This window comes from Parapedobacter deserti (genome assembly GCF_042646065.1).
Classification (GTDB): Bacteria; Bacteroidota; Bacteroidia; order Sphingobacteriales; family Sphingobacteriaceae; genus Parapedobacter; species Parapedobacter deserti.
In genome coordinates this window covers 213,122-233,141 of sequence record NZ_JBHRTA010000037.1, presented here as the reverse complement: position 1 = coordinate 233,141, position 20,020 = coordinate 213,122, and the positions used below count along the sequence as shown (strand labels likewise).

The 20,020-nt window shown below is 49.9% G+C and carries 16 protein-coding genes; 6 read left to right on the top strand and 10 right to left on the bottom strand.

The annotated features are described in order from the left end of the window. Window positions 1-227 precede the first annotated feature (227 nt). The 4 genes from ACFOET_RS12730 to ACFOET_RS12715 are packed head-to-tail and all read right to left on the bottom strand — an operon-like array spanning window position 228 to window position 4,121. Entirely contained in the window at window positions 228-794 is a 567-nt protein-coding gene (locus ACFOET_RS12730) for a hypothetical protein (protein WP_379023198.1), read from the bottom strand. Next, window positions 794-1,519, bottom strand: coding sequence for a YebC/PmpR family DNA-binding transcriptional regulator (locus tag ACFOET_RS12725; protein WP_379023196.1), 726 nt, complete (start codon window positions 1,517-1,519; stop codon window positions 794-796). Before ACFOET_RS12725 ends, ACFOET_RS12730 begins: the two co-directional genes overlap by 1 nt. Beyond that, window positions 1,503-2,474: an NAD-dependent epimerase/dehydratase family protein gene (locus ACFOET_RS12720; protein ID WP_379023194.1), complete on the bottom strand. Its 972-nt coding sequence runs from the start codon at window positions 2,472-2,474 to the stop codon at window positions 1,503-1,505. Before ACFOET_RS12720 ends, ACFOET_RS12725 begins: the two co-directional genes overlap by 17 nt. A gap of 33 nt (window positions 2,475-2,507) precedes the next feature. Further along, window positions 2,508-4,121 (bottom strand): T9SS type B sorting domain-containing protein, encoded by a 1,614-nt coding sequence (locus tag ACFOET_RS12715; protein ID WP_379023192.1) that lies wholly within the window; start codon window positions 4,119-4,121, stop codon window positions 2,508-2,510. Between the two features lie 104 nt (window positions 4,122-4,225). On the opposite strand from ACFOET_RS12715, the gene ACFOET_RS12710 reads away from it, so the two are divergent. Beyond that, window positions 4,226-5,215, top strand: a complete 990-nt coding sequence (locus tag ACFOET_RS12710; protein WP_379023190.1) for an aspartate-semialdehyde dehydrogenase — start codon at window positions 4,226-4,228, stop codon at window positions 5,213-5,215. A gap of 77 nt (window positions 5,216-5,292) precedes the next feature. Here the strand turns inward: ACFOET_RS12710 and ACFOET_RS12705 are convergent, their stop codons facing one another. Continuing rightward, entirely contained in the window at window positions 5,293-8,109 is a 2,817-nt protein-coding gene (locus ACFOET_RS12705; protein WP_379023188.1) for an outer membrane beta-barrel protein, read from the bottom strand. 191 nt (window positions 8,110-8,300) lie between these two features. Here ACFOET_RS12705 and ACFOET_RS12700 point away from each other — a divergent pair, with 191 nt between their 5' ends. Both ACFOET_RS12700 and ACFOET_RS12695 read left to right on the top strand, forming a co-directional pair. Next, window positions 8,301-8,849: a TetR/AcrR family transcriptional regulator gene (locus ACFOET_RS12700; RefSeq protein ID WP_379023186.1), complete on the top strand. Its 549-nt coding sequence runs from the start codon at window positions 8,301-8,303 to the stop codon at window positions 8,847-8,849. 111 nt (window positions 8,850-8,960) lie between these two features. After that, the gene (locus ACFOET_RS12695; RefSeq protein ID WP_379023184.1) at window positions 8,961-10,670 is read left to right on the top strand and encodes a glycoside hydrolase family 3 protein; all 1,710 of its coding nucleotides are present in this window, start codon (window positions 8,961-8,963) and stop codon (window positions 10,668-10,670) included. A 26-nt stretch (window positions 10,671-10,696) separates the two neighbouring features. Here ACFOET_RS12695 and ACFOET_RS12690 read toward each other — a convergent pair whose 3' ends face one another. Next, window positions 10,697-12,256, bottom strand: coding sequence for a glycoside hydrolase family 10 protein (locus tag ACFOET_RS12690; RefSeq protein ID WP_379023182.1), 1,560 nt, complete (start codon window positions 12,254-12,256; stop codon window positions 10,697-10,699). 107 nt (window positions 12,257-12,363) lie between these two features. Here ACFOET_RS12690 and ACFOET_RS12685 point away from each other — a divergent pair, with 107 nt between their 5' ends. The 3 genes from ACFOET_RS12685 to ACFOET_RS12675 all read left to right on the top strand — a co-directional run bounded on the left by ACFOET_RS12685 (window position 12,364) and on the right by ACFOET_RS12675 (window position 16,212). After that, on the top strand, window positions 12,364-13,791 hold the full coding sequence (locus tag ACFOET_RS12685; protein ID WP_379023212.1) for an L-serine ammonia-lyase: 1,428 nt from the start codon (window positions 12,364-12,366) through the stop codon (window positions 13,789-13,791). After that, window positions 13,785-14,654 (top strand): MBL fold metallo-hydrolase, encoded by an 870-nt coding sequence (locus ACFOET_RS12680; RefSeq protein WP_379023180.1) that lies wholly within the window; start codon window positions 13,785-13,787, stop codon window positions 14,652-14,654. Before ACFOET_RS12685 ends, ACFOET_RS12680 begins: the two co-directional genes overlap by 7 nt. 88 nt (window positions 14,655-14,742) lie before the next feature. Continuing rightward, the gene (locus ACFOET_RS12675) at window positions 14,743-16,212 is read left to right on the top strand and encodes a S41 family peptidase (protein WP_379023178.1); all 1,470 of its coding nucleotides are present in this window, start codon (window positions 14,743-14,745) and stop codon (window positions 16,210-16,212) included. Here the strand turns inward: ACFOET_RS12675 and lipB are convergent. The 4 genes from lipB to ACFOET_RS12655 form a co-directional block, all read right to left on the bottom strand. Then, the gene (lipB, locus tag ACFOET_RS12670) at window positions 16,202-16,900 is read right to left on the bottom strand and encodes a lipoyl(octanoyl) transferase LipB (RefSeq protein ID WP_379023176.1); all 699 of its coding nucleotides are present in this window, start codon (window positions 16,898-16,900) and stop codon (window positions 16,202-16,204) included. The genes ACFOET_RS12675 and lipB overlap by 11 nt on opposite strands. A 152-nt stretch (window positions 16,901-17,052) precedes the next feature. After that, entirely contained in the window at window positions 17,053-18,273 is a 1,221-nt protein-coding gene (hflX, locus tag ACFOET_RS12665) for a GTPase HflX (RefSeq protein WP_379023174.1), read from the bottom strand. Between the two features lie 370 nt (window positions 18,274-18,643). Further along, window positions 18,644-19,225, bottom strand: a complete 582-nt coding sequence (gene miaE, locus ACFOET_RS12660; protein WP_379023172.1) for a tRNA-(ms[2]io[6]A)-hydroxylase — start codon at window positions 19,223-19,225, stop codon at window positions 18,644-18,646. Window positions 19,226-19,387: 162 nt separating this feature from the next. After that, window positions 19,388-19,981 (bottom strand): hypothetical protein, encoded by a 594-nt coding sequence (locus tag ACFOET_RS12655; RefSeq protein WP_379023170.1) that lies wholly within the window; start codon window positions 19,979-19,981, stop codon window positions 19,388-19,390. Between the last annotated feature and the right edge of the window lie 39 nt (window positions 19,982-20,020).

Below are 20,020 nucleotides of genomic sequence, written 5' to 3'. Positions count from 1 at the left end.
AGCAGTTAAGCCCGCCAGAGCCGATGGTATTGCCGTAACAGGCGTGAGAGTAGGTCGGTGCCGGATTTTATTAAGCCCCTTTGCGTTCGCAAAGGGGCTTTTTTTATTGCGATTCCTGCTTCAATTTGTACCTAAGCCTAACAATCCAGTGTGGCAGGGCTTCTTCCGCCGGTTTGCACCGCGATTCGTTGGCCGCTATAGGCAGTTAGGTAAGATTGCCAGGATATCTACGGAGCATCGTCGCTTTTGTCGGGAGGTTTTGCAGCCCTGAATCGCGGCTTGAAGCCGAAAGGTTTTGGCGCGGTTTGCGGGGACGGCGCTTCCTCGGTGCCGGCCGGTTGCTCTAAAATTTTGGCCTGGGAAGGGGGCTGCGCGTGCTTGGAAGAGGTTGTAGCGCCAGCCTTGAAGCGTGGCTTGAAACCAATAGGGCTGGTATTTTTTGTTCCTTCCGAGGATTTTTCCTCCGTAGCAGCGGGATCCGGCGGGGACTTTGCAGCAGTAGCTTTGAACCTGGGTTTAAATCCCGTAGGCTTCGCCGCCTCGGTGGCAGGTGCCACGGGATCTTCCACTGGGCCGGTAGCGGGCGTTGCCGCAGGTTTCGGTGATGGTATCTCGGCCGTTTCGAGGAGGAAGTCTTTGCGGAGCCGATTAAACCAATACTTTTTGGTATGATCGAAGCTCTTTTCTCCCATAAGGGCAAAGTGTTCGCGAAATTCCTCATAAAGGTCCGGTTTGGCGCGTTTCATTCGTGCCAGATCGATTTTTTTCTTTATAAAGAACTCCTCAAACGTCATTAGCTCATGTTATGGTATACTGCCTGCACGTCGTCGTCTTCCTCGATTTTGTCGATCAGCTTCAGCACGTCTACGGCATCTTCCTCCGATACTTCGGTATGCGATAAAGCGATACGCTCTAATTTCGCACTCTTAACTTCAATGCCTTTTTCCTCCAGTAGACGTTGCATATTGCCGAAGTCTTCGAACGATGTCTGCGCTACGACTACATCATTTCCTTCTTCATCGGCTTCCACATACAGTTCCTCCAATCCCCCGTCGATGAGTTCTAATTCCAGTTCCTCCAGATCGACGTCTTCCCCAACAATGAACCGGAATACCGATTTGCGCTGGAAAATGAAATCAAGCGAGCCGGTTTTACCCAAGGTGCCGCCTGCTTTGCTGAAATAACTGCGAATGTTAGCTACCGTACGGTTGGTGTTGTCGGTCGCCGTTTCAATAAGGACAGGGACACCGTGCGGGCCATAGCCTTCGTAAACGTGTTCTTCGTATCCCTTAGCATCTTTGTCCGACGCCCGTTTTATCGCTGCCTCTATGCGATCTTTGGGCATATTTACGGCTTTGGCGTTCTGTATGGCTGTACGCAAGCGTGAATTGCCTTCGGGGTTAGCTCCACCTTCTTTGACGGCTATGGCAATTTCCTTGCCCAACCGGGTGAATTGGACGGCCATTTTGGCCCACCGTTTGAATTTACGCTCTTTCCTGAATTCAAATGCTCTTCCCATCTACTATGTGTATATTGTCTTTAAGGTTTGCAATCATGTCTGCTGTAATGTCGGCGATACTGAACCGGGGTGCCCAGCCCCAATCCCGCCGGGCTTCTGCGTCATCGATGCTGTTTGGCCACGTATCCGCGATAGCCTGCCTGGGATCATTTGCTTCATAAGTGATGGTAAAACCGGGCAGAATTTTTACGATCTCATCCGCAAGCATGGCTGGCGAGATGCTCAACCCTGCCAGGTTATAGCTTGATCGTATCTTAAGCGTGTTTGCAGGAGCTTCCATCAGGGCAAGCGTGCCATCGATGGCGTCATCCATATAAAGCATCGGTAATTTGGTGTCCGCCGAAAGGAAACATAGGTACGTGCCGGTTTTCAACGCTTCATGGAAAATATGGACAGCATAGTCTGTGGTGCCTCCCCCCGGTGCGGCCTTCCAACTGATGATGCCCGGATACCGGATACTCCTCACATCCAATCCATAGCGGTTATGGTAATATTCACAGATCCGTTCGCCTGCCAGCTTGCTGATACCATAAACCGTATTAGGATCCATCACCGTATATTGGGGGGTGTCTATCTTCGGTGTATTGGGGCCGAAAACGGCAATCGAACTTGGCCAAAACACGCGCTTTACTTCATATTCAAGTGACAGGTCCAAGACATTCAGTAAACCGTTTATGTTTAGCTCCCATGCTTGGCGGGGGTATTTCTCTCCGGTAGCGGAAAGCATCGCAGCTAGCAGGTAAACCTGCGTGGGACGGTATTTGGAAAATAGTAAGTGCAGGGACTTTCTGTCCAAAACATCGACGATTTCAAACGGTCCGTCCGTGTCCGGCACGTGAGGTGCCCTGATGTCGGAGGTGACCACCCGTTGCGCTCCGAATTTGGTGCGCAAAGCGATGGCGAGTTCCGTTCCGATCTGTCCATTCGAACCAATAATGACGATTTGTTCTTCCATTGTGTGCAAACTTAGTAAAATTTTTTATCGCAATCACAGCCTTGCGGCAAGCACAAAACTTTTGCGGTAGATTCGTTGTATCCCCGTTTCGTTGTAGGCCTCGATCACCGCGATGTATACTCCAACGGGTAGACGTTGGTTGGCGTCCGAGAGACCATCCCAGGTGATGGTGCCATGGACAGCCATACGCTGGTTGCGTTGCAATCTTTTTACCAAGAGGCCTTTATCGTTGTAGATATCGACAGTAGCCACGAAACCAGCAGCGGGGAAGTGGTAATTGATTTCGAGTTGATCCTCAAAACCGTCGTTGTCGGGTGAAAAGGTCTTTGAAGTTAAGAACACCGCGTCTTCGGCCGGTTCTACCGGATTGGTTGAATTCCGGTACCCGGGTGTGGCGCCGCCCACCGAAGTAGCCGCTGAACGGAAGTTGCCGGGAGCGAGGGTGGGCCAAGAAAAGTGCTGCCTTTCCAACGAGACACCTTGATGGCTTGAGCTGAATGGCGATTGCATCGCCGGGGTATAAAACAGGCTGTCAATCATCTTATCCTCGTAATAGAGCACCACCCCACCGTTTTCATTGTTGAAATTGGGAAATGCTGTCACCCCTACGAACGTATTGAAATCGCCATTGGGATAGTGTTCTTTCAGGATGTTGGGGTTGATCGTCAATACTTTGTATTCATTTGGGTGAAAGAGAATGGGGATATCGGTTACTTTACGCTTTGGGCCTGCCTCGCCGCGGGAATTCACATGAGCGACGCTGATGTGCCGAAGGTCAACCGTTTTCGCTGAGTTATTGTAGAGTTCAACGAAATCGACACCGCCGGGCCTTGGATGGGATAATACTTCGTTGATAAGTATCTCTTCCGGTTGAGGCACATCGGGTTTAACGGAATCTGCATTGCGATCAAATGGTTTGATCAGCAGATAATCAAGGATAAAGTCTTGCCTCCTCATGGGTGAAAAGTTGACAAAATATCCGACGTGCTGACCTATGGTATACGTAGCGTCCTTTACGGTGCTGTTTCCGATAACGTCGGTAATCAGGGTAAAGGTACCGGTGTCATGTTCATCCGTGAGAACTTGCCAATACCCGTCGGTGTCACGGACGACACGCACCCGCGCCCGGAAACGCGCCTGCTGGCTGGGTATAACTGCGCTTTGCAAAATCAGTGAGCGGGTATGGCCATGTTGCCGCCACAGCCCATACCTGTGCCCGGCCGGCGTACCGTCGATCTGTAGGTGATACCCGTATTGGCCGGCCGTGGGTGACCCCTGGCCGGCAGTCATGTAAAGCCTCATATAATTGCTGGCCGACAGTGTGCCATGGACCTGTATGCCGATCTCCCATACCGTATTATGCAGGCGTTCTGAACCGATCGATACGGATGCTGGCCCGGTTGCCCGTTCGGCAAGGCGCAGACGCGCATCTATCGTGGTGAACAAGGGTACGTCGCCATGCCACCCGTCTGGGAACCTATAGGAAAAATCCTCAAAAAAAGTAGCTCCACTGGTGTCATCCGGCACGAGCTTGGTTGCCTCATCGGTTAAAAAGCTCCTGAAATTGTTGCGGGACGGCCCGTGACCGGTCTGCATAGCGAGGATAAACGGAAAAATCACCCATAGTGGAAGTGCAGCGGTTTTCATCGGTTGAAATTACTTGTCGTTAAGTTGATCCAAATTTCGTATGTTTGGCAGTTAAAAAATAAAATTAAACAATAAAAATTAGTTCACCAAAATCAACAGAGCAAATGAAAGTGGCAGTGGTCGGCGCGACCGGGCTTGTGGGTTCGGAGATGTTAACTGTGTTAGCAGCGCGTAATTTTCCCGTAACAGAATTGATTCCGGTAGCCTCCGAGCGGAGCAAGGGCAAGGAAGTCGAATTCAAGGGAAAAAAATACAAGGTGGTCACACCGGACGAAGCCATTGCACTCAAGCCTGTTATCGCGTTGTTTTCCGCTGGGGGCAGCACGTCGTTGGCATATGCACCCAAGTTTGCCGAAGCTGGTGCTACCGTCATCGATAATTCCTCAGCGTGGCGGATGGACGCTACCAAGAAATTGGTGGTGCCCGAAGTAAACGGGCAGGTCCTATCCGCGGAGGACAAAATCATCGCTAATCCAAATTGTTCCACCATACAGCTGGTCGTGGTCTTGAAGCCGTTGCATGATCGGTACACGATAAAGCGCGTTGTTGTATCTACTTATCAGTCTGTAACCGGTACGGGGGTAAAGGCGGTCAAGCAGCTGCAAGACGAACGTGCTGGAATAGCAGGCGAAAAAGCTTACCCCTATCAAATTGATCTGAATGTCATCCCTCAGATTGATGTTTTCCAGGAGAACGGGTACACCAAGGAAGAAATGAAGATGATCAAGGAGACGAACAAGATCATGGGGGACGACACCATCCGTGTCACAGCCACTACGGTGCGCATTCCCGTCATCGGGGGACACTCGGAGTCAGTGAACATCGAGTTTGGCAATGATTTTGACATAGCCGAAGTGCGGGCGTTGCTGGCGAAGCAGCCTGGTGTAGTGGTCGTGGATAATCCTGGCAACCTTGAATACCCCATGCCGAAAGACGCACATGGCAAAGATGAAGTGTTTGTTGGCCGTATCCGTAGGGACGAAAGTCAGGCCAAATCGCTCAACCTTTGGGTTGTCGCGGATAATTTGCGTAAGGGCGCAGCAACCAATGCCGTTCAGATTGCCGAAAAGCTATTGGAAAAAGGCTTGTTGTAAAGACTTATTGTCGAGTACCGAAAAGCATCTGTCAATTCAGCAGATGCTTTTTTGCTGTCGGGACGATCCGCACGGCATCAGAAGCTGCCACGGCGCCGTGCCGGTATGGCGCTGCCACCTCCAAAATGCCTGAGATTGTAGGTGAAGCTGAGGATGAAATAGCGCTGCAGTGCGTTGTTTTGCGTATCCTGGATATACCGTTCATTAAAGCTACGGTTGATGTCCGTATTTTTATTGAGCAGGTCATATGCCGATAGGGTGATTTCTGCCTCTTCCTTTCTGAACAGTTTTTTGCCTATTGATGCATTCCAAAGGGTGAAATGCTGATTATAGCCCGCAGCCAGTCCCCGGTTGTATGTGTAGTGGAGTGACGAGGCTATCCGTATACCTTTCCAGAACGTATATGCGACGTCATTGCGTATGACTTGATTGTAATAGTTGTAGCTGGAAGCAGCATCGGAATTATTTTGTACGATGCTGTAATTGCCCGTATAACGCAATGCGACGATAAAATTGGGCCCAAAGCGGCTGTTTACACCGATGCGTTGATTGATGCCGTAAGAATTCGTAAACGTTTCCGCATTGTTAACCAACCCAATATCGTGATTATGGTATAGGTTGGTGCTCAGGTTGACGTTGATTTTCCATGGTTTGATCGGGGTGCCATAAGTGGTGTTGGCCCGTATGCTGTAATACCCGTTGATGTTTTCCGGCCGGACAAACTGACCTCCGGCTCCTAACATCACATCCGCGCCGATAAGCGTATCAGCGCTGGCGATGTAGGTCGAATTCACGATGCGGTTGTTGGAAAATTCGGCATTGACGTTTGCCGAGAAGTTGCTCCCCGACTCGCGGCGCACGCTGTTGAACCGGATATTGAAGCGGTGGCCATATTCTTGTTTCAGGTTTGGATTCCCCGTACGGATACTCAGTGGATTCTGGTTGTTGATTACGTCCTGCAGCTGTCCGATAGCAGGCGGATTTGTGGCGGTTCGATAGCTGAAATTTAAGGTGTTGTCTCGCGTAAAGTGGTATGAAAATTCAGCACTCGGTAAATAACTGCGGAAATGACTGCCGGTATTTACCACTTCCGGGAATGTGCGATTGTTATTAATCCGGGCGTCCTGAAAATCAAGCCCGATCTCGAATCGGAAAGAGTCGCGGACTCCGACCTGATAAGCCAGGCCGCCGCTATGGTAGGTGTAGTCGTTTCGGAATTCGTTGGACAAAAGACGGTCGAGTTCTCCCAATTGGCCCGTTTCGGCCAGAAATTCAAAGGTCTCCCGGTTGGAGTAACTCGCTGTGTTACGCAGGCTGTAGTTGGTCTGCATGCGGCTGTTTTCGCCCAATGGTTCTGTGTAGGCGATGCGACCTGTGATGCCGTTTCGGTATCCGTCGGTATAACTTTGGTTACTCACTGTGTCGATACGGTTTACCTGGTCTCCTCGGAAAAACTCGTTGAGCGAATGAGTGTGAGCGAACCCTTCGCTGCTGTTGACGGAGCCGTTTGCACTCAATGAAACCGTTCTTCCCGGTTTACCCAGCCGCATGCGGTAGTCGAGGCTTCCATTGAGATTGAAGTTGGAATTTTCGTTGCTATTGTTGCGTACGGAAGCGTTTACCGGTTCGCTGTTATGAAGCGCGGTATTATTGCTGGAAATGGAATTGCGGTTGTTCTGCTGAAATGACAGGTTGGGCCGGAAATCGACGCGCTGGTTTGAATCGATGTCGAACCGTATGCGCATGTTGGCACGGTGGCTGTAATTAACACTTCCTGAGGCTTGGTTTTGCGTGTTGAATTGATTGGCATTGGCACCGATCAAGTATTCCCGGTTGGTGAAACTGTTGGTTTCATTATCGGTGGAATTGAAAGAGTAGTTGGCGTTGAAATCCAGCCGTTCGTTGAGCCATTCGTCATTGAAGTTAGTCGATACACTATTGGTCGTATTGATACCCCGCCCTGAGCCAGCCCCAGCGGGGTTGTTCCGATTACGTCCACCCCGGTTGTTTCGCCCTCCCTCATGCGCCCCGCCCGCGATGCTTGCCATGGAAAAATCTGACTGATTGATGTTATTGGATATGGCAAAGACCGTCAGCCGCCTGTCGCCATCGAAGATGTTTACGTTGCCTCCGGTATTATAGCGTTCGCTCGCGCCGTATCCGCCCGAAGCTCTGCCAAAATACCCTTTCTTGCGGTCGGGACGGGTGACGATGTTGATCACCTTGCGGCGCTGGCCATCGTCAAACCCCGAAAATTGAGCCTGTTCGCTCTGCTCGTCGATGATTTGTATTTTGGATATGATGTCAGCTGGCAACGTCTTCAGCGCTATGCGGGGGTCGGTACTGAAAAACTCCTTGCCGTCCACAATGATACGTTGCACGTCTTCTCCCTGCGCTTTTACTTGTCCGTCTTCGTCGATTTCGACACCCGGGATCTGCATGATCAGGGCGTCGGCGTCCGCATAGGGTTCGGTGCTGAAGGCGGCAGCGTCAAACTCAGTGGTATCACCTTTCAATACGGCTGCTGGTGGCGCCGCGATGACAGCAACCTCTTCCAATGCCCGATACGCTGGGAGTAACGTGATGGTAAGTGGCTCAGGTGGACCGTCAGCGGATACCTGGATGCGAAGATTGGTGGTTTTATAGCCGAGAAAATTCACTTGGAGGCGGTAGTTGCCCGGAGGCACTTGTTTCAGCTGAAACTGGCCGCCCTCAGCGGAAGCCCGCAATTCGATCAGGGAGTCCTTCATGGAAAGTAACCGGAGATTAGCGCCCTGTAGCCCCACCTGATCCGTGCTATCTACTACCTTACCCCGAATACCCTGCTGTGCTACGGCCGTGCCGGTGAGAAAAATCAATAAAAACGGTAAATAGCATTTATAATTGCTGCTCATGCTGAAGTTCTAGTAGCTGGATGAGCAATTTTAACGTTTTGCGACGAAATTGCACGCTCACTGGTTAATCGTAAGCTTATTGTTACACTGAATTATGTGGGCTGTTTGACGAAAAGTTTTGTCTTTTTTAGCTGATCAGCGTCGCATAACCGCGTTTTGATGATATATTTGCATTTAATTAGCATAAAGCCGTGACAAAGCAAAAAGTAGAGAGCAGAAGGGATAAAATATTGAAGGAAGCACTCTTGTTGTTTGCTGAAAAAGGCTATCTCGATACCTCCACCAAGGTTATAGCGCAGCGTGCAGGCGTGTCGGAAGCGCTTATTTTTAAACATTTCGGCAATAAGGACAATCTACTTTTCCATTTGATTAAATCAGGATATAGGCGTGTTTTGCAGCACCATCGGGGAATGATGACATACCGGGATGCCAAAAGCTTTCTTCGCAATATGATCAACCTGCCAAAGGAGCTGGTTAATGAGGAACCCCTGTTCTGGAAGCTACAGGAGCGCCTGTCACATCACGAATTCTCCAAGCAGCAACATGACCTTTTTATGAAACCTGTGTATCCTACGATCAAACGTGCCTTCTCTGAATTGGGGTATGAAAGCCCCGAACATGAAACCCAACTCCTGCTCTTGATCATCGAAATTCTGTGGAAAAAGGAGGCGAATGGCGAGCTGAAGCAATCAGCCGAAATAGCGAGATTGCTGGAAACAAAATACGGACTCGGAGCCTAGGTGCATAAAAATGCAACAATATATGAGAATCACGCATAAACACGCAGAAATTGTTTAATATTGACTGCGATTTAGTAAACCAACGGTATTGTTTTTGTAAGCTCAATTGATATGCGCGTAACGGCTAGCCTCGTAATCATTTTATTTTTGTGTTTCCATCCCGGCGCATCGGCCCAGCAGCGCAGTGCGTTCATCCCGTTTGTCAACTCACAGCATGCGTGGGTAGATTCGGTATTCAACACGTTGAGTGACCGGGATAAGGTTGCACAGCTCTTTATGGTGCGCGCCCATACTAACCTTGGCCAGCGTTATATTGATTCGGTGGCCAGGATTATCCAACAAGAGCAACTGGGGGGTGTTGTCCTCTTTCAAGGTGGACCCGTACGTCATGCACAGGCAATTAACCGGTACCAAAGTCTTGCCAAAATACCATTACTTGTGGCCTTTGACGGTGAATGGGGACTGGGTATGCGGCTGGCCGACTCAACCATTTCTTTTCCTTATCAGATGGCTTTGGGTGCTATACAGAACGAAGCGTTGATCTATCAGATGGGCCGTGAGGTTGCAAGGGATTTCAAGCGGTTGGGGATGAATATAAATTTTGCGCCGGTAGTCGATATCAACAACAATCCGCGCAATCCTGTAATTAATTTCCGTTCGTTTGGCGAAGATAAACATAACGTTACACGTAAAGGACTTTCCTACATGCGCGGTATGATGGATGGCGGGCTGATTGTTTCACTGAAGCATTTTCCGGGTCACGGTGATACCGATGTGGATTCGCATTATGATTTGCCGCGCCTCCCATTTACGGCCGGCCGGCTGGATTCGCTGGAGATGTATCCTTTCCGGGAACTGATTAAAGCGGGGGCTTCGGGGGTAATGGTTGCACACATGAACATTCCCAGTTTGGACAATACGCCTAATCTGCCGTCATCGCTTTCCAAGCATATCGTCACCAATGTTTTAAAGAAGAGACTCGGTTTTCAGGGGCTCACGTTTACCGATGCCATGGATATGAAAGGCGTCGTAAAGCATTTTAGGAACGGCGAGGCCGATGTACGTGCCATCATTGCGGGGAATGATGTGCTCGAACTGTCGGAAAATAGCGCGAGGGCGATCAATATGGTGTTGCAAGCTGTCAAACAAGGACGACTCAGCCAGCAGGACATTGATAGCCGCGTTAAGAAGATACTTGCTGCAAAATATTGGCTTGGCCTTGACAACATCCAGCCTGTGGACCTGCACAACTTATATCGCGATCTCAATCGGCCGCAAACTGCGTTGCTTAATCAACGGCTGGCTGATGCATCGGTGACCTTGCTCAATAGTGACAGCCTCATCAACGCATTGGATTATTCGAAGCGAACTGCAATCATCTGCATCGGAGGCAACACGATTTCCGAATTTCAGAATATGCTGACATGGCGTTTTGACAACCACATGAACTACGTCTTGTCTCCGAAAGCAACGGCCGACGACGTGGCCGCTGTGGCCAATGAATTGAGGAGATATAGTCAAGTTATCGTAGCGCTCCACGACAACCGCGCACGCCCGCGGAGTACGCTGCATTACAATGGGACCGTGCGCCTGTTCATCAACGAACTGGCAAGTATGAACGCTATCTTTTGCGTCTTTGCCAATCCGTATAGCCTTGCTGGATTGCCAGGTATCGAAGCGGCAAAATCGATTCTTATATGCTACCAGAATGAAGATATTATGCAGCGGGCCGCTGCTAAAGTCATCCTGAAGCGATTGACCCCTTCGGGCAAACTTCCGGTCACCATTAACTCGTTTTTCCGATACGGCGACGGGAAATAGACCGGAAGATCAGCGGCCGGAGTCCGTCACTCGATATACAATTCCCTGACGTTAGAAGGTTTGCTTTCGTTTTTCAACCGGTCAATGGCCGTGACCACGTACCTGTAATGGGCATTTGCGCGAACCAGGTTATCCGTATAAGTCAACTGCGTACTGTCGTAGGTGATGTACAGAATGTTTTGCGGATTGTCCAAGTCTAGCTCTTCGCCTTCATTGAAGCGGTAGATCACGTAGCCGTATGCTTCATCGCCGTCAGCGGCCGGCGCTGAAGGCATCCAGTGAAGGATTACAGACTTCCGGTTCTCGGTTGCCCGTGCCAACAAGCCGAAAGGAGGCTCGGGAGGTACGCTGTCTAACCAGGGCATACTGGGAGGGAGAGATTTGTACCGGTATAGATTGTATTGCAGCGAATCCCTAAGGCCCGCAGCATTGTTGCTGATGTGTTTGGAAGAGTAGTAGATACTGCCCTGTGCGCGGGCATGCTGCCGTGCGTACCGAATCTGATTCGGGATCTGGCTACGGTCGCGCCAACCCTCGCGATTTTCATTGACGCGGTATGCTGCATGCCCGATGTAAAAGTGCCTGCCATTGGCGTGTTGGCTCCACCAATCTGCCAGTACTTCATAGGGAGCAGCCGGGTTTCCGAAAGGGAAATAAATTTGCGGGTTGATATAGTCGATCCACCCTTCTTCCAGCCATTTCAACGCGTCGGCGTACAGCTGCCGGTAGCCGCTGAGCCCTGAAGAAGCGGAGCCGCGCGGATGATCTCTCTTATTGTCCCAAATGCCGAACGGGCTTATCCCGAATTTGACGTGCTTCTTGGCGACGCGGATACCTTCTGAAACCATTTGGACCAGAAGATTGACATTATTTCGGCGCCAATCGGCTATGTTATTAATGCCGTTTGGATATTGTCTGTATGTTTCGCCATCGGGAATCGGTTTGCCGCCTTCTGGATAAGGGTAGAAATAGTCGTCGAAATGGATGCCGTCGATATCATAATTGCGAACGACGTCCATGACGATATCTGTAATGTATTCCCTGACTTCGGGAATACCCGGATTGAAGAGCTTCTTTCCACCGTAAGTAAAAAACCAATGGGGTTTTTTACGTGTGATGTGGTCACTTGTGGTATTCGTGGATACCAGGTCGAACGTCGCCCGGTAAGGATTGATCCAGGCATGGAGCTCCATGCCACGTTTATGGGCTTCTTCAATAGCGAATTCGAGCGGATCATAGAACGGAGAGGGTTGTTGCCCTGGTTTGCCGGTCAGGAAGCGGCTCCAGGGCTCTTTGCTTTTGGCATAGAACGCATCGGCTGAGGGCCGTATTTGCAACATGACCGCATTCATTCCCGCCCGCTGGTGATTGTCCAAGTGCTGGATCAACTCCCGCTTCTGTTGCTCGGTGTTGAGACCGGCTGCCGATGGCCAGTCTATGTTGACCACCGTGGCAATCCACACCCCCCGCAATTCGCGCTTTGGCAGTACATCAACCGGAGGATTTTGGCGGCAATAGCCGGCGAAAGAGGTAAGCAAAAAGAAAATAGTGTTCAGGTAGTTAATGTGTTCACGAATATAGCTCATCTCCAATGTCATAATGCGCTGTAAAGATAGGAAAGAAAAAATCAAGATGAACTGTACATCAAATAAAAGCAATACCTTTGCAAGCGCAAGTATCCTCATTCCTAATGGTGGCAAAAGAACAGATTTCAGTCTTTGACATGTTTAAAATCGGCATCGGTCCGTCGAGTTCACATACGCTTGGCCCGTGGCGTGCTGCTCAGCAGTTTACGCAGCGTCTGGCGCAGCACGGTGATCTCATGCATACCGAAGGGGTCAAAATACTGCTTTACGGCTCGCTGGCCAAGACAGGCATCGGGCATGGCACGGACGTTGCCGTTTTACTTGGGCTGAGTGGTGAAGACCCGGAGACGTTTGCCGTTGACGCAGTCGCACCGAAGGTGGCCGAAATCAAGCAGCAGCAGCGCCTAGCCCTTGGCGGGCAGCACGAAGTCCCCTTTTCCTATGCAGATGACCTGGTGTTCTTATACGCAGAAAGCCTTCCTTTTCATCCAAATGCCGTTAGCTTCCAGGCCTTTCTTGCAGGCGGCAGAGCGATCAGTGAAACCTATTATTCCGTTGGCGGCGGGTTTGTCGTTCAAGAAGGGAGCAATGGAACGGCAACACGTGAGGTTGACCTTCCATTCCCCGTACAGCATGCCAATGATCTGCTGGTATGGTGTATGCGCACCGGACTCAAGATATCCGAACTGGTGCTGGAAAATGAGCAAGCGTGGCGGCCTGAGGAAGAAACGAAAGCCGGTATGCTGCGAATATTCGAAACCATACGCGATTGTATCTACCGGGGGTGCCATACTACAGGATCATTGCCAGGCGGGCTTCATGTTGAGCGCCGCGCGTGCAAACTCAACCGCAAGCTGATTGCTGGCCGGCCGTATGACGATTACGAAAGCTGGATAGCCGCCATCCGCGCTGGTGGTGATGGTTTCCAATATACGTTGGACTGGGTAAGCTGCTTCGCTTTGGCGGTCAACGAAGAAAACGCGTCGTTCGGCCGGGTGGTCACCGCGCCGACAAACGGCGCAGCTGGGGTTATCCCGGCGGTGTTGCAATATTTTATTGTATTCCACGATGGCTATGGCCAAGATCATATTATCCGTTTTTTGGCCGCGGCGTCTGAGATCGGCAGTGTTTTTAAGAAGGGGGCAACCATCTCCGCGGCCATGGGTGGTTGCCAGGCGGAAATCGGCGTATCCTCGGCCATGGCCGCCGGGGCGCTTACCGAATGTTTAGGCGGTTCGCAGCGGCAAGTGCTCATGGCTGCTGAAATAGCGATGGAACATCATTTGGGGCTCACCTGCGACCCGATCGGCGGCCTGGTGCAGGTTCCCTGCATCGAGCGCAACACCATGGGCGCGATCAAGGCGATTACGGCGGCACAATTAGCGCTTCAGTCTAACCCCGATAAGGCGAGGGTTAGTCTTGATGCTGTGGTCAAAACCATGTGGGACACAGCGCAGGACATGAATGCTAAATATAAGGAAACTGCTGATGGCGGTTTGGCGGTGAATATCCCGCTAAGCTTGCCGGAGTGCTGAATTTTACCGTACTTTGCGGCATGCCGCTATTCATCAGTTCAATCGCGTCAGGCAGCAATGGTAATTGCTATTATATCGGCAATGGCCATGAGGCCATACTGGTGGATGCAGGCATCTCCTGCCGCGAAACCGAAAAACGGATGGCTCGCCAGGGTTTGTCCATGCAGCAGGTGAAAGCCATTTTTGTCTCCCATGAACATACTGACCATGTCAGGGGATTGAGCGTGCTCGCCAATAAATACCAACTCCCGGTGTTTTTGACCAACGGTACTCGGCGCGCGTGCAAACTGGCCATACCGGAGCGGTTGCTGCACCGGCTTGCCGACCTTCAGACCGTAGCTATCGGCGGGCTAACCGTGACGTCTTTCCGGAAATACCACGATGCAGCAGAACCTCATAGCTTTTTGATTCAGGACGGAAAATATACCGTCGGTGTTTTCACGGACATTGGACGGGTGTGCGATCGGATGGTTGATTTTTTCAGCAAATGTGATGCGGTGTTCCTAGAGGCCAATTATGACGTGGATATGCTCATGAAGGGGCGGTATCCCTTCTTTCTGAAAAACCGAATCCGCGGTGGATATGGGCATTTGTCCAACACGGAGGCATTGGACTTGTTCCTCCGTTGCCGCTCGTCACGACTTAGCCACCTGTTTTTGTCTCATATGTCGCGCGATAATAACGATCCTGAGCTGGCTTACAATCTGTTCAGCGAACACCGTGGCGACACCGAAATCATCGTCGCTGGACGCTACGCCGAGACGGCAGTGTATCGTGTGGGTGCGCCTCAGATTTCGCCCCATACGTTGTTTGAACAGGAGGTTTTCGTTTCGTATCCCATCTCAAGACAGGTATCCGGCTGAATATGGTTTAAGCTTTAAAACAAAATACTTGTTTCCGGGTATTTAATGTATACTTATTTGAATACCTTTGAGTAAAGGTCTTGCGCATATGATGTTCAATCGTTTTTTCCATTTGGCGAATCGTGGTTTGCTTGCGGTGGTGCTTGTTTCGCTGTTTTTAGCTTGTAAAAAAGAAAATGGCAAAGACGTACAATCTTCCCAAAATGTAATAACAAATCAGTGGGTCATCGGTAACATGCGGGATATTTATTATTGGAACACTGCCATCCCGCAAGACCGGAACCTGGACTTCACGCTCGGTCCTGAAGACTTCTTTGACAAAATTTTGCATCCCGACGACCGTTTTTCATGGATAGAACTCGCAGACGACTTATTGGCGGGAAATACAGGCGTTTCTACAACGGTGGGATTGGGTATCGGACTCATTCAGCTTTCAGGCTCAAACAATGTCATCATCTCCGTGAGGTATGCGTTGAAAAAGTCGCCGGCTGAGCTTGCAGGCATTGAACGAGGCGATGTCATTACGGCAATCAACGGGCAACAGCTTACCACAGGTAATTACCAAAGCCTTTTAAATATCTATTACGGCAAAGATCCATTTACCGTGCAAGTGGCGCATATAGAAGGCAACCGGATCGTGTTGGATGAAGAAGTTGAGCTAATTCCGGTGCAAAATTTCCAGGAGCAAGCGATCCACCATAGTGCTGTAATAACCACACCATCGGGAAAAAAAGTAGCCTATTTATTTTATAACCGATTCTTAAACACGCAACCCAATGAGCTGTTGGATGTCTTCGCGACATTCAAAGCCGCTGATGTGAACGAATTGGTGCTGGATTTACGGTATAATGGGGGAGGGGGGATATGGATCGCGGCTATTTTGGCGGGGCTAATTCAAGCCGATTTCAAAGAACACGAACCTTTTATCGAATATAAGTTTAATAGCAATTATACTGATGAAAAGGCCACGTATTACCAGTTGTTCGGTGGTGATTCAGAAAAAGAAGACGAGGTGGCCTCGGCTAATCAAGTGGTCAACTCCATTAAAGCATTGAATTTGAATCTTCCCAGGGTGTACATTATTGCCACCAATTATTCGGCCTCAGCCAGCGAGCTACTCATAAACAATCTGCGGCCTTTTTTGTCGGATGGTAATGTTGTGCACATTGGTGGAACTACCGTCGGCAAAAACGAGGGCTCGGTAACGATTGTTGACAAACGGAGCCCGCGGCAAATTGAATGGGGAATTCAACCCATTATTGTGAAGATCGCCAATAAAAATGGCTTCGGCGACTATCCCAAGGGGTTAGTACCGCAGTATCAAATAAACGAATGGGATTATTTGCCTTGGGCACCCATTGGTTCAGCAGATGATCCGCTGTTGGCAAGGGCTTTGGTTTTGATCGATCCGAGTTTGCAGCCACGTGCAAGCAAGTCTATGGATGCTAAGGCGCAAATTGCGAGGAGCCTGCAGGCAGCAGAAGTTCCAGGCTTTGAAGATGAGCTTAACAAACCGGTCCCGATCGACATCAGCAAGCCGGGCCAGCTTAATCGCTGATTTCCATTTCGAATAACTCCGCAATATGGAACTTCAGCCGCGTTTTTACGGCGCTGATATCCATTGACTCACCCAGTTCCCGCTGCATGGAGGTAACATCTTTGTCGTCGATACCGCAGGGGACGATATGATTGAAATAGGCAAGGTCGGTGTTCACATTGAAAGCAAAACCATGCATGGTCACCCAACGGCTCGCACGTACGCCCAATGCGCAGATCTTGCGGGCACGGTCATTGTCCGCATCCAACCATACACCGGTATAGCCCGGATAGCGCCCTGCGGCAATCCCGTAGTCTGCCAACGTAAGGATGACGGCTTCCTCCAGCGTGCGGAGGTAACGGTGGATATCGGTAAAGAAATTGTCGAGGTCCAGTATGGGATACCCCACAATCTGCCCGGGACCGTGGTAGGTAATGTCGCCCCCCCGGTTGATCTTGTGGTAGGTAGCGCGTTTTTCCCGTAGCCCGTCATCGTCCAGCAGCAAGTTTTCCGGTTTGCCGCTTTTCCCGAGGGTGTACACATGGGAATGTTCCGTAAAGACCAGGTAATTCGTGGCCGGATCAATGCTTTCCCTGAGGCGGTTGGCCGACTTCTGCGCAATTACCTGAGCAAACAGCGCTTCCTGCCTGTCCCATGCTTCTTGATAATCCGTCAGTCCCCAGTCCTCGAAAATTACCTTTTTGTTCATCCCACCTGTGGTTGCGTTGTTTCGCTTTTTTGTTGTTTCACTATGTGTCAGATGCCTTCGACCGGCTTTTTGCCGAATATTTGTTGCTTCCTCGCTGTCATCTTCGTGCATACGTTAGTCCTTTAGGCCAAAGCACCACACCTGAAAAACCATCAATATAGCAAATTATCATACGGATACCGTTCGGTATGTATTTTCACCACGGTATCATACAGCGAGGTCCTGAATTCTTCAATATTGATTTTGTCAGTAGCCGATACAAATACCGCCGGACTATTATGTTTGGCCATCCAGCTGCTTTTGAATTCTTCCAGGGAGACCGGTCGGGATACTGCTTGGATGTCATTTTCGTCTGCTTCGTGTCCGGAATCGGTTGGCACCCGTTCAGGACGATAACTATCTATCTTGTTGAATACTGTGATGATGGGTTTATCCAGTGCGCCCAGCTCTTTTAGCGTGTCGGTTACCGCCCGGATATGGTCTTCAAAGCTGGGATGTGAAATGTCCACGACATGCAGCAGTATATCAGCCTCACGTACTTCATCGAGCGTTGATTTGAAACACTCGACTAAATGGTGCGGCAGCTTTCTGATAAAGCCTACGGTGTCTGACAGCAGGAAGGGGAGATTGTCGATGACAACTTTGCGTACCGTGGTGTCTAACGTCGCAAAAAGCTTGTTTTCTGCAAAAACCTCCGATTTTGAAATCAAGTTCATAATCGTCGATTTGCCTACGTTGGTATACCCTACGAGGGCGACACGGATAAGTTGGCCCCGGTTCTTGCGTTGGGTTTCCGCCTGTCGGTCGATGGCTTTGAGCCGTTCCTTGAGTAATGCAATCTTGTTGAGAATCATCCGGCGGTCACTCTCGATCTGACTCTCCCCGGGCCCCCGCATGCCGATACCGCCGCGCTGCCGTTCAAGGTGAGTCCACATCCGTGTCAGGCGAGGCAGGAGGTACTGGAGCTGCGCCAGCTCGACCTGTGTTTTGGCCTGTGCCGATTTGGCCCTTCGCGCAAAGATATCCAAGATCAGGTTGCTTCGGTCAAGGATTTTCACATTCAACTCTCGTTCGATATTGCGAAGCTGCGATGGAGAGAGCTCATCGTCAAAGACTACGATGTCAATCTCTTCCGCCTTGATGAATGCCTTAATTTCATCAAGTTTCCCGGTGCCCACAAAGGTGGCCCTGTCCGGATGATTGAGCTTTTGTGTAAATACGCCTTTTACAATACCTCCTGCGGTATCCACTAAAAAAGCGAGCTCTTCGAGGTATTCCTGTTCTTTTTCCTCTGTCTCACCCGGCAAAATGATGCCTACCAAAACAGCGGTTTCGGGTTGTATCGCAGTGTCGAAAATTTTTTGTTTTGCCATGTATTCTCCAAAAATAACGTGAAAATAAAAATATAATTTGGTTGCCGCGGTTAACCACAAGCGGCTGTCGTATGGAGCGGTATGGTAGCGTATTACATGGTCTTAATGAAATTAACCAAATGCAAAGATAAAGGTTTTTCAGCAAAAGGCCTAATTTCCCGAATTGTGGAAAGGCAATGCAGGTTTGTAAAACGAAAGCCCTGAAACGGGGAGAATCAGGGCCTTTCAAACTAACCAATTATAAACCTAAATTATGAAAAGACAATTTAATATCGAAAAAACACCTTCAAATACTGTGCCTAAAACTAGATGTCAGGTCATTTTTTTGCAGGTTTTCTTAGCGAATCTGCCGTCAACCGATAGCTACTCACTACCCATGAATATGCTCCTTTGTGCCGTAGGAGGTGATGAGATCGCCTTCAAATTCCAGCCATTCTTTCCACCGCTTATCTACGTTTAGATCGACTGCATACCGGCGGGCAAAACCCAGGAACGTGGTATAGTGGTTTGCTTCTGACACCATCAGGTCATGATAGAAGTTAGCCAGCTCTTCGTCATTGATGTGCTGTGATAGCACACGGAAGCGTTCACAACTGCGTGCTTCTATCATGGCCGCGAAGAGCAGGCGATCGATGAAGGCTGAATTGCGACTGCCGTCCTTCTTAGCGAATTTCATTAATTGGTTCACATAGTCATCCTTGCGCTCACGGCCTAGGCTGTAACCCCGTTGCTTGATGATGTCGATAACCATCTGGAAATGCTGCATCTCTTCGATGGCAATGGCCGTGAGTTCATGCACCAAGTCCTCATGCTCGGGATTTTGTGTAATTAAGCTGATGGCATTGGAAGCGGCCTTTTGCTCACACCACGCGTGGTCAGTCAGTATTTCCGCTATGTTAGCCTCCGCAATATTTGCCCAACGGGGATCGGTCAGTAATTTAAGTCCGAGCATATGGATGTTTTTTCAGCAAACTTAAGCATAACTTCTTTTATTTTTCTTTTTCAGATATCCGGTACTGCTTTGTTCATTTTGCAGCAAAGCCACAGCCGCTGCTCAAAGAAAAGGCAGCGGCCACAAGGGTCGCTGCCAACTATATATAGACTCCATGGAGGCTTACTTAGTAGCGGCAATGGTCACATCGGTGCCGGTGAAGTTATTGGCACGGGCAATGGCCACGGCAAAGTGCTCTTCAGCTTCACGGATTAGCGGCAACGTTTCGCTGTTAACCAACTTCGTATGTTTTTTTATCGCTTTATCGAAGCGCTTTTTCTCTTCGTTTAGGGCCACCCTGAGGTGTGCCTGCAGCTTAGCGAACTGTTTCGCCTCGTAAGCGTCACGTTGTGCATGCTTTTCAGCAAAGGACGCTTCTATTTCTTCGATGGCCTTCTTGCTCTCTGCTATGCGCACGCCGTTCACAATGTCTTGCTGGTAAACACCGATGAAAAAAGCCTTGTCACGGTCCAATTCGGCGTGGTTGCCGCGACTTTTCCTGATGCGAGCTTCCGCCAAACCATACTGTTCCCACAATACGTCTACATTCCGTTGATGAAAAGCGATGACTTGTTTGAATGCATCGACGCTGGTTGGGTCATTTACCAGTTCTTTGTTGGTCTCCCTGGCCGGTTCGATAGCGGCGTGATGACTGCTTGCGGCGTTGCTTCCTACCGCTGTAGCGCAAATGATGGCGCTTAATACGAGTGATTTCATAACTATAATTTTTCTTTTTTGTTCGTTTATCGATATGAC

What these genes read in the sequence shown, in the direction of transcription:
- ACFOET_RS12730 (WP_379023198.1), bottom strand. Translation starts at nt 794, where the DNA reads ATGACGTTTGAGGAGTTCTTTATAAAGAAAAAAATCGATCTGGCACGA.
- ACFOET_RS12725 (WP_379023196.1), bottom strand. Translation starts at nt 1,519, where the DNA reads ATGGGAAGAGCATTTGAATTCAGGAAAGAGCGTAAATTCAAACGGTGG.
- ACFOET_RS12720 (WP_379023194.1), bottom strand. Translation starts at nt 2,474, where the DNA reads ATGGAAGAACAAATCGTCATTATTGGTTCGAATGGACAGATCGGAACG.
- ACFOET_RS12715 (WP_379023192.1), bottom strand. Translation starts at nt 4,121, where the DNA reads ATGAAAACCGCTGCACTTCCACTATGGGTGATTTTTCCGTTTATCCTC.
- ACFOET_RS12710 (WP_379023190.1), top strand. Translation starts at nt 4,226, where the DNA reads ATGAAAGTGGCAGTGGTCGGCGCGACCGGGCTTGTGGGTTCGGAGATG.
- ACFOET_RS12705 (WP_379023188.1), bottom strand. Translation starts at nt 8,109, where the DNA reads ATGAGCAGCAATTATAAATGCTATTTACCGTTTTTATTGATTTTTCTC.
- ACFOET_RS12695 (WP_379023184.1), top strand. Translation starts at nt 8,961, where the DNA reads ATGCGCGTAACGGCTAGCCTCGTAATCATTTTATTTTTGTGTTTCCAT.
- ACFOET_RS12690 (WP_379023182.1), bottom strand. Translation starts at nt 12,256, where the DNA reads ATGAGCTATATTCGTGAACACATTAACTACCTGAACACTATTTTCTTT.
- ACFOET_RS12675 (WP_379023178.1), top strand. Translation starts at nt 14,743, where the DNA reads ATGATGTTCAATCGTTTTTTCCATTTGGCGAATCGTGGTTTGCTTGCG.
- lipB (WP_379023176.1), bottom strand. Translation starts at nt 16,900, where the DNA reads ATGAACAAAAAGGTAATTTTCGAGGACTGGGGACTGACGGATTATCAA.
- hflX (WP_379023174.1), bottom strand. Translation starts at nt 18,273, where the DNA reads ATGGCAAAACAAAAAATTTTCGACACTGCGATACAACCCGAAACCGCT.
- miaE (WP_379023172.1), bottom strand. Translation starts at nt 19,225, where the DNA reads ATGCTCGGACTTAAATTACTGACCGATCCCCGTTGGGCAAATATTGCG.
- ACFOET_RS12655 (WP_379023170.1), bottom strand. Translation starts at nt 19,981, where the DNA reads ATGAAATCACTCGTATTAAGCGCCATCATTTGCGCTACAGCGGTAGGA.